Source organism: Kineococcus indalonis (genome assembly GCF_009906395.1).
GTDB classification, from domain to species: Bacteria; Actinomycetota; Actinomycetes; order Actinomycetales; family Kineococcaceae; genus Kineococcus; species Kineococcus indalonis.
Window position 1 is genome coordinate 1 of record NZ_JAAALM010000121.1, and the last position, 8950, is coordinate 8950.

Sequence of the window (8950 nt, forward strand, 5' to 3'; positions counted from 1 at the left end):
CGGTGGGGGTGGCGTAGGCGGCGGAGGCGGACTCCCCGCGGCGCCAGTCCAGCAGCGGGGCGGGCACGTCGTCGAGGAACCGGCTGGCGGGGTACTGCTGCGGGGCGCCCCACGCGCTGCGCACCGCCGAGCGCGACAGGTACAGGCGCTCGCGGGCGCGGGTCAGGCCCACGTACGCCAGGCGGCGCTCCTCGGCGAGCTGGTCGGGGTCGCCCAGGGAGCGCTGGTGCGGGAACGTGCCGTCCTCCATGCCGGTGAGGAAGACGACGGGGAACTCCAGGCCCTTGGCGGTGTGCAGGGTCATGAGGGTCACGACGCCGCTGCCGTCGTCCTCCTCGGGGATCTGGTCGGCGTCGGCGACGAGCGAGACGCGCTCCAGGAAGTCGGACAGGGTGCCGTCGGGGTCGGCGTCGGAGAACTCCTCGGCCACCGCGACGAGCTCGGCGAGGTTCTCCACGCGCGACTCGTCCTGCGGGTCGCCGCTGGCGCGCAGCTCGGCGAGGTAGCCGGTCTGCTCCAGCACCGCCTCCAGGACCGTGGCCGGGGAGGCGCCGGACTCCGCGAGCGTGCGCAGGTCCGCGACGAGCTGGGCGAAGCCCTTGACGGCGTTCAGGGAGCGGGCGGCCAGGCCCACGGCCTCGCCGGCGCGCTCCAGCGCCTGCCCGAACGGGATGCGCTCGCGCTCGGCCAGGACCACCAGGGCCGCCTCGGCGCGCTCGCCGATGCCGCGCTTGGGGACGTTGAGCACGCGGCGCAGGTTCACGGTGTCGTCGGGGTTGTCCAGCACGCGCAGGTAGGCGATGGCGTCCTTGACCTCGCGGCGCTCGTAGAAGCGGGTGCCGCCGACGACCTTGTAGGGCAGGCCGGTGCGGATGAACACCTCCTCCAGCGCCCGGGACTGCGCGTTGGTGCGGTAGAAGACCGCGACGTCGCCGTAGCGCACGTCGGCCTCGTCGTGCAGGCGGTCCACCTCGTCGGCGACGAACTGCGCCTCGCCGTGCTCGTCGTCGGCGACGTAGCCGACGATCTTCTCGCCCTGGCCGGCGGCGGTCCACAGGTTCTTCGCGCGGCGGTCGGTGTTGACCTTGATGACCTCGTTGGCCGCGGTGAGGATGGTCTGCGTGGAGCGGTAGTTCTGCTCCAGCAGCACCGTGCGGGCGTCGGGGTAGTCCTTCTCGAACTCGGTGATGTTGCGGATGGTCGCGCCGCGGAAGGCGTAGATCGACTGGTCGGCGTCGCCGACGACGGTCAGCTCGGCCGGCGGCACGGCCAGCGCGTGCCCGCCGCGGGCGGCGGCCTCGGTGACGGAGCCGCCGACGAGCTCGCGCACCAGCACGTACTGGGCGTGGTTGGTGTCCTGGTACTCGTCGACCAGGACGTGCCGGAAGCGGCGGCGGTAGTGCTCGGCGACGTCGGGGAACGCCTGCAGCAGGTGGACGGTGGACATGATGAGGTCGTCGAAGTCCACGGCGTGCGCCTGGCGCAGGCGCTGCTGGTAGGAGCGGTACACCTGCGCGAGGACCTTCTCCACGGGCGTGGCGGTCTCCGCGGCGGCGCGCTCGGCGTACGCCTCCTCGTCGACCAGCTCGTTCTTGAGGTTGGAGACCATCGCGCTCAGCGCGCGCGGGGCGTGCTTCTTGGGGTCCAGCTCCAGCTCGCGCACGACCATGGCCATCAGGCGCTGGGAGTCGGCGGAGTCGTAGATGGAGAAGGACGAGCGCATCCCCAGGGTCGCCGCCTCCCGGCGCAGGATGCGCACGCAGGCGGAGTGGAAGGTGGAGACCCACATGCTGCGCGCGCCCACCCCGACGACGTCGCCGGCCAGGGCGGCCACGCGCTCGCGCATCTCGGCGGCGGCCTTGTTGGTGAAGGTGATCGCCAGGACCTGCCCGGCGGTGGCGCCGCGCTCGGCGAGCAGGTACGCGATGCGGTGGGTCAGCACGCGCGTCTTGCCGGAACCGGCGCCGGCGACGATGAGCAGCGGGGAGCCCGCGTGCACGACCGCCTCGCGCTGCTGCGGGTTCAGCCCGGCCAGCAGGGCCGCACCGCGGTCGCCGGGGCCGGCGGGGGTGCCCGGGCCGGGCTCGCCGGGGCCGCCGAGGGGGAGGTCGTCGAACAGAGTGCTCATCGTGCCCCCAGGGTAGGCCCGGTCGCGGACACGGCCCGGCCCGCGGCGGGGCTCCGCCCGGCTCGCGCGCGGGCGCCGGGCGCGGTGCACTGGTGGGCAGGGGCGCCGGGTCCGGACCGCCGCGGTCCTTCCCGGACCGGAACGGTCCACAGTGGTCTACCCTGGTCGGGTGGCCCGCCGCACCCGAGAGCAGATCGACGAGGAGATCCTCGACACCGCCGCGGCGCTCTTCGCCCGCCACGGCTTCGAGCACACCTCCGTGCAGCGCGTCGCCGACGCCACCGGCTACTCCAAGACCGGGCTGCTGCACCGCTTCCCCACCAAGGAGGCCCTGCAGGCGGCCGCCCTGGCGATGACCCTGGCGCACGTGCGGCGCGTCGTGGACGGGGTGGCCGGCGCCGCGCCCGGTGCCGGCCGCGACCGCGCCGTCGTCGCCGCCCTGGCCGACCTGGCCCTGTCCCGCCCCGGCTTCACCGCCCTGGCGCTGTCCTCGGTCAGCACCGGCGACGACGCCCGCGCCCAGCGGATGGAGGAGCTCGGCGCCGCCCTCTTCGAGGCCTTCGCCGCCGACCCCGAGCCCGGCGCCGAGCGCGCCGTGCGCCTGACGACCTGCCTCGGCGGGCTCGCCACCGCCGCCCTCGCCTGCCGCGGCCTCGACGCCCGCGAGGTGCGCCCCCTGCTCGTCGAGGCCGCCGCCGGCGCCCTCGGCCACCCCGCCGCCGTGCCCGCCGGCGCCTGAGAACACCGCCAGAGACCCAGGAGGACGAACCCGTGGCCACCTTCCTGCACCGGCTGGGACTGGGGGCGGTGCGCCACCGCCTCCTCGTCCTCGGCGTCTGGGCGCTCGTCCTGCTGGGCACCGGCGTCGGGGCCGCCACCCTGGCCGGCTCCACCGTGGACACCTTCGAGATCCCCGGGCAGGAGTCCACCACCGCCCTGGGCCTGATCGACGAGCGCTTCGGCGGGCGCGCGGCCGGGGCCGGCGCGCAGGTGGTGCTGCAGGCCCCCGGCACCGGGCTCGTCACCGCCCCGGAGAACGCCGCCGCCGTCGCGCGCGTCGTCGGCGAGCTGCAGCAGCTCGACGGCGTGGCCAGCGCGACGGACCCGCTGGACCCGGCCGCGCCCGCGGTCTCCCCCGACCAGCGCGCCGCCTACAGCTCGCTCACCTACACCGCCCAGGCCCCCGAGGTCACCGACGCCCAGCGCGAGGAGCTGCTCGCCGTCCTCGACGACGCCCGCGCCGCCGGGCTGACCGCCGAGGTCACCGGCGAGGCCTCCCAGCCCGTCTCCGAGGTCGGCGGCGCCTCCGAGGCGATCGGCGTCGTCGTCGCCCTGGCCGTGCTGGCGATCACCTACGGCTCGCTGCTGGCCGCCGGGATGAACCTGCTGACCGCGCTGGTGGGCGTGGGGACCGGCACCCTGGGCATCACCCTGCTCACCGGGTTCGTGGACCTGCAGTCCACCACCCCGATCCTGGCCGTCATGCTCGGCCTGGCCGTGGGCATCGACTACGCCCTGTTCATCGTCACGCGCTTCCGGCAGGAGCTGGTGGCGGGCCGCGACGTGCACGAGGCCGCCGCGACCGCCGTGGGCACCGCCGGCTCGGCGGTGCTGACCGCCGGGCTCACCGTCGTCATCGCCCTGGCCGGCCTGTCGGTGGCGGGCATCCCCTTCCTCACCGAGATGGGCCTGGCCGCCGCCGCCACCGTCGTGGTCGCCGTGCTCGTCGCGCTCACCCTCGTGCCGGCGGTGCTGGGCCTGCTCGGCCCCCGGGCCCTGTCCCCGCGGGCGCGCCGGGCCGTGGAGCACCGCGGCGGGCAGCACCTGGCCCCGCCCTCCCCCGAGGGCCACGGCGTCTTCAGCGGCTGGGCGCGCACCGTCACCCGGCGCCGCTGGCCGAGCCTGCTGGCCGCCGTCGTCGTCCTGGGCGTCGTCGCGGTGCCGGTGGCCTCCCTGCGCACCACCTTGAACCAGCTGCCCGCCGAGGACAGCACCCAGGCGCGGGCCACCGCGATCCTGAGCGAGCGCTTCGGCGCCGGGGTGACCGGCCCGCTGCTCGTGCTCGTCGACGGCGCCGGCGCCCCCGCGCGCGCGGCGCAGGTGCAGCAGGAGGTCGCCGCGCTGCCCGGCGTGGCGCTGGCCGCGCCCCCGCAGCCCAACGCCGACGGCACCGCGGCCCTGGTCACCGTCGTGCCCACCACGGGACCGGACGACCAGGCCACCCGCGACCTCGTGCAGGACGTGCGCGACCGCCTGGCCGACGACCCCGACACCGGCTCGCAGGCGTACGTCACCGGCAGCACGGCGGTGAGCGTGGACGTCTCGCAGACCCTGGACGAGGCGCTGCCGGTGTACCTGGTGCTCGTGGTCGGCCTGGCGCTGGTGCTGCTGGTGCTGGTCTTCCGCTCGCTGCTGGTGCCGCTGGTGGGCGTGCTGGGCTTCCTGCTGACCATCGGCTCCTCGCTGGGGGCGACCGTGGCGGTCTTCCAGTGGGGCTGGCTGGAGGACCTGGTGCGGTCCGAGGCGACGGGGCCGCTGCTGAGCCTGGCGCCGATCATCGTCGTGGGCATCCTGTTCGGCCTGGCGATGGACTACCAGGTGTTCCTCGTCTCGCGGATGCACGAGGCGCACGCCCACGGCGCCGAGCCGGTGGAGGCGGTGCGCACCGGCTTCCGGCAGGCCGCGCCCGTGGTGGTGGCCGCCGCCGCGATCATGTTCGCCGTCTTCGCCGGCTTCGTGCCGCACGGCGACGCGACGATCAAGCCCATCGCCTTCGCCCTGGCGATCGGCATCCTCGCCGACGCCGTCGTGGTGCGCATGGTGCTCGTGCCGGCGGCGCTGTCCCTGCTGGGGCGCTCGGCGTGGTGGCTGCCGCGCTGGCTGGGCTGGCTGCCCGCGCTGGACGTGGAGGGCACCGCCCTGGAGCGCGCCCGCAGCGCCCGGCACGTCACGGCGTGACGCAGGTCACGCCCGGGGTCCGGGAATCCCCGGGCCCCGGGCGTGCTTGAACCCACTGGTCGCCCCGGTACGTGTCCCCGGGCCTCACATCCAGCCGCTGCGAGCGGCCGTTCGCCGCGAGGCGACCGTCGGGGCGACCACCAGCGTGCGCAGGGCCACCCGGGAAACCGGGTGGCCCTGCGTCGTCCCCGCCCGGAGCGCCGGGGGCCTCAGCGCCGGGGGCCTCAGCGCCGGGGGCCTCAGCCCCGGGCGCCCGCGCGGCGGCGCGACAGCGCCAGCAGCACCCCGCCGACGAGCACCAGCCCGGCGCCGCCGGCCGCGTACGGCGCCACGTCGGTTCCGGTGTGCGCCAGGCGCCCGGAGACCGCCGCGGGCCGGGACGTGGGCCGCACGAGCGGCCGGGTCGTGGGCCGGGCGGCCGGCGGGGTCGCCGTCGGGCGCGTGACCACCGGCACGAGGGGCGCCGCGGACGTGGGCGACGGCGCCGGCGCGCCGGTGGGCGCCGGGGCGGTGGCGGTCGGCGAGGGGGCCGGCGCGGCGGCCACCGCCGAGCGGGGCCGCTGGTCGGCCGTCAGGCCCTGGTTCTCCGGCAGGCCCAGGAAGGCGGTGAAGGCCTCCAGGTCCGTGCGGCCCAGCTCGGTGCGGGCGCTGCCCTCGGCCAGGGCGGTGAAGTTGTCCCCGCCGGAGGCCAGGAAGCTGTTGACCGTCACCCGGTACGGGGCGGCCGGGTCCAGGGGCACCCCGTCCAGCGTCACCGAGGTGATGCGCTGCCCGGCCGGGGCGGCCGGGTCGTAGGTGAAGGAGAAGCCGCGCGAGACGCCCAGCGCCAGCACCGGGCGCGAGGAGCCGGCCGGCTGCCACTGCTGCTCCAGCGCCCTGCGCACCTGCGCGCCGGTGAGGGTCACGGTGACCACGGAGTTCGCGAAGGGCTGCACCGCCGCGGCCTCGGCGTAGGTGACCACGCCGTCGCCCTCGGTGCCGGACTGCGCGAAGTCCAGGTCGTCGCGCACGCCGCCGGGGTTCATCAGCGCGATCTGCGCGCCGGCCCCGCGGGTCTGCTGCAGCTGCGCGTCGGCGATGAGGTTGGCCAGCGGCGACTGGGTGCCGCGGTCGTCCTCGGCGCCGGCGAAGGCGCGCTTGACGTCGGTGGTGATGCGGCCCACGGGGCGCGCGCCCTCCTCCTCCGCGAACGCCACGGCCTCCTCGACGATCGCCTGCACGCCGGCGTCCGGCGCGAAGCCCTCCACCGGCAGCACCTGGTGGGCCTGCGCGACGACCTCGCCGGTGGCGTCGTCGACGTTCAGCACGAGGCGGTCCACGGCCACGGAGTACGACTCGGCCGACAGCACCGGGCGCGCCACCCGCTTGCCCGCCACCGGGTACTCGCAGTCGTAGAGCACGTGCGTGTGCCCCGAGAGGATGGCGTCGACCTGGGCGGAGGCGCCCTGCACGATCTTCCCGAACTCCCCGGAGGTGCGGACCCCCTCGCAGTCGGTGCCCTCGGAGCCCTCGTGGGCGAGCAGCACGACCACGTCCGCCTCGCCGTTGGCGGCGTCCCCGTCGGACAGCTGCGCCGCGACGCGGTTGGTGGCGGCGACCGGGTCGGTGAACCGCAGGCCGCGGATGCCGTCGGGGGCGACCAGGCTCGGGGTGGCCTGCGTGACGACGCCGACGAAGCCCACGCTCACGCCGCCGACGTCGACGACGTCGTACGCGTCCAGGGCCGGGCTGCCGTCGGCGCGCAGGACGTTCGCGCCCAGGTACGGGAAGCCCGCCAGCTCGTCGACGCGGCCGGTGAGGTCCTCGTAGCCCTTGTCGAACTCGTGGTTGCCGACCGCGGAGGCGGCCACGCCCATCGCGTCCAGCGCCTCCAGCGTCGGCGCGTCCTGCTGGATGAAGGAGGTGAAGGTGGAGGCGCCGATGTTGTCGCCGACGGAGGCGACCACGGTGTTCGGCTGCTGCGCGCGCATCGCGTCCAGCGCGCCGGCGAGCTGCGCGGCGCCGCCGATCGGCGCGCCGTCGTCGGTCTCGTCAGGGGCCTCCAGGCGACCGTGCAGGTCGTTGAACGCCCCGATCTGCACCTGCGTCTGCCCGGCGGCGGGGGCGGGCAGCAGCGCGCCGACCTGCCCGGCGGGCACCGGCGCCGGCGCCGCGGTGGCCGTGGCGGTGGCGGTCGCGGTCGGGCTGACGGTGGCGGTGGCGGCGAGGGCCGCCGGGGCCAGCCCCGCGCACACCACGCCCAGCGAGCCCGTGAACGCCACGAGGCCGGCTGCGGGACCGACGAGTCGGAGGAGGGGACGGCTCATGAGCTCGCTTCCACGAGGTGACGGACGGCGGCCGGAGTCTGCCAGTCACGCAGCGCGCACGGGAGCCCTTTCCGCGTGAACTCCTCGCGTCAGGCCCCGCGACCGGCCAGCCGCTCCTGCTCGCGCCGGCGCAGCGCGATCTGCACCCCGCGGTGGGCCACGCCCACCAGCCCGCGGTGCGGGGCGTCGGCCAGCGGGACCCAGGAGCTCAGGTCGGTGCTGCCGCCCACGTCCAGCACGCGCGGGTCGCGCACCTGGCGCGCGGTGGCGGTGACGAGCACCCGCACGGCGTGGAAGTCCTCCAGCACCCCGCGCGGGGAGCGGCCGGTGAAGTGCTCGGAGCCGATGTCGGCCAGGCCGTCCACGTCGACGTCCATGCCGGTCTCCTCGTGGACCTCGCGCACCGCCGCGGTCAGCGGGTGCTCGCCGTGGTCGACCCCGCCGCCGGGCAGCGTCCAGCGGCCCGGGCTGGGCGTCAGCGCCGACAGGCGGGTCAGCAGGATCTCCCCGGCGGGGTTGACCACGACCGCGTAGGCGGCCAGCCGCTGGCGCACCACCGGGGCGTCCCCGTCGGCGGGGGCGCTCAGCCGCACCAGCTCACCGGGCTCGACGCGCGCGAGCGCGTCGGCCAGCAGCGGGTGGTGCCCGCCGCGGTCCGGCGCCCAGCGGGCGCCGCCGTCGCCGCGGGGCCGGGCGTGCTCGGCGCGCACGTCCTCGGCCGGCGAGGCGGGCAGCACCACGTGCACGGTGTGCAGGTCCACCCCGTCCTCGTGGCCGGGCACCTCGTCGCCCAGGGCGCGGCGCACGGCGTCGCGGACCTCCAGCGGCGCACCGCCGGCCCGCGCGGCCGGGCCGCCGACGGCGTCCAGGGCGCGCTGCGCGCCGGCGGCGGGGGTCTCGCCGTGGCGCAGGACCGCCCACGGCAGGACCGCGGGCGCGCCGGGACCGCCGGGCGCGGGGGCCACCAGCAGCCGCCCGCGCGCGCGCAGCGCGACGTGGACGACGACGCGCTGCAGCGCGGGGCGCTCGCCGGTGGTGCCCGGCCCGCGGGACGTCACGGGCGCCTCAGCTCGCCGACGGGCGCGCCGCCAGCCGCTCCTGCACCGCGCGCTGGTTCTTGTGCTCGGCGTAGAAGGACAGGAACGGCACGGTGCCGGCCAGCGCGGTCAGCAGCATGCGGCCCCAGGGCCAGCGCACCCGCGTGCCGAGGTCGAACGTGGTGACGAGCAGGACGATGTAGAGCGTGCCGTGCACCGGGCCGAGCACGCGGCTGATGGACTCCCCGGCCGGCAGGTCGTGCAGGCCCGGCAGGTAGCGCAGCAGCGAGTAGGTCAGCACGAGCAGCCCGATGCCGGTGGCCCAGGCCATCACCCGGTAGCGCGTCAGCGCCGAGCGCACCTTGGCCGGGGTGCTGGTGGGGGCGGTGGCGCGGTCGGCGCTCATCGGGTGCTGCTCACGTCTCGTCCTCCCGGACCGTCGGCGGGGTGTGGGGCCCGATCCTGCCGGCCGGGGAGTCCATCAGCCGCGTGCTCGGCCCGGTGCACGGCACGCTCTACAT

Annotated in this window: 6 protein-coding genes; 2 read left to right on the top strand and 4 right to left on the bottom strand. The window is 76.6% G+C overall.

Features of this window, described 5'->3' with window-relative positions; all coding sequences use genetic code 11:
• Nucleotides 1-2128: DNA helicase PcrA (gene pcrA, locus GTR00_RS08320; RefSeq protein ID WP_166611159.1), on the bottom strand; the 2128-nt coding region annotated here is incomplete at its 3' end.
• A 169-nt stretch (nt 2129-2297) separates the two neighbouring features.
• On the opposite strand from pcrA, the gene GTR00_RS24920 reads away from it, so the two are divergent.
• A complete protein-coding gene (locus tag GTR00_RS24920) occupies nt 2298-2867 on the top strand; it encodes a TetR/AcrR family transcriptional regulator (protein ID WP_166611160.1) in 570 nt (189 codons plus the stop codon).
• 32 nt (nt 2868-2899) lie between these two features.
• The gene (locus GTR00_RS08330) at nt 2900-5086 is read left to right on the top strand and encodes an MMPL family transporter (RefSeq protein WP_166611161.1); all 2187 of its coding nucleotides are present in this window, start codon (nt 2900-2902) and stop codon (nt 5084-5086) included.
• A gap of 239 nt (nt 5087-5325) precedes the next feature.
• On the opposite strand, the gene GTR00_RS08335 is transcribed toward GTR00_RS08330, so the two are convergent.
• The 3 genes from GTR00_RS08335 to GTR00_RS08345 form a co-directional block, all read right to left on the bottom strand.
• Nucleotides 5326-7392 carry a bifunctional metallophosphatase/5'-nucleotidase gene (locus GTR00_RS08335; protein WP_166611162.1) on the bottom strand — a complete coding sequence of 689 codons (2067 nt, stop codon included), beginning with the start codon at nt 7390-7392 and terminating at the stop codon, nt 5326-5328.
• An 89-nt stretch (nt 7393-7481) separates the two neighbouring features.
• A complete protein-coding gene (locus tag GTR00_RS25695; RefSeq protein WP_166611163.1) occupies nt 7482-8450 on the bottom strand; it encodes an NUDIX hydrolase in 969 nt (322 codons plus the stop codon).
• Between the two features lie 7 nt (nt 8451-8457).
• The gene (locus GTR00_RS08345; protein ID WP_166611164.1) at nt 8458-8835 is read right to left on the bottom strand and encodes a DUF3817 domain-containing protein; all 378 of its coding nucleotides are present in this window, start codon (nt 8833-8835) and stop codon (nt 8458-8460) included.
• Nucleotides 8836-8950: the final 115 nt, after the last annotated feature.

Coding starts and splice junctions, on each gene's coding strand:
- GTR00_RS08335 (WP_166611162.1), bottom strand. CDS start 7,392: ATGAGCCGTCCCCTCCTCCGACTCGTCGGTCCCGCAGCCGGCCTCGTG.
- GTR00_RS08345 (WP_166611164.1), bottom strand. CDS start 8,835: ATGAGCGCCGACCGCGCCACCGCCCCCACCAGCACCCCGGCCAAGGTG.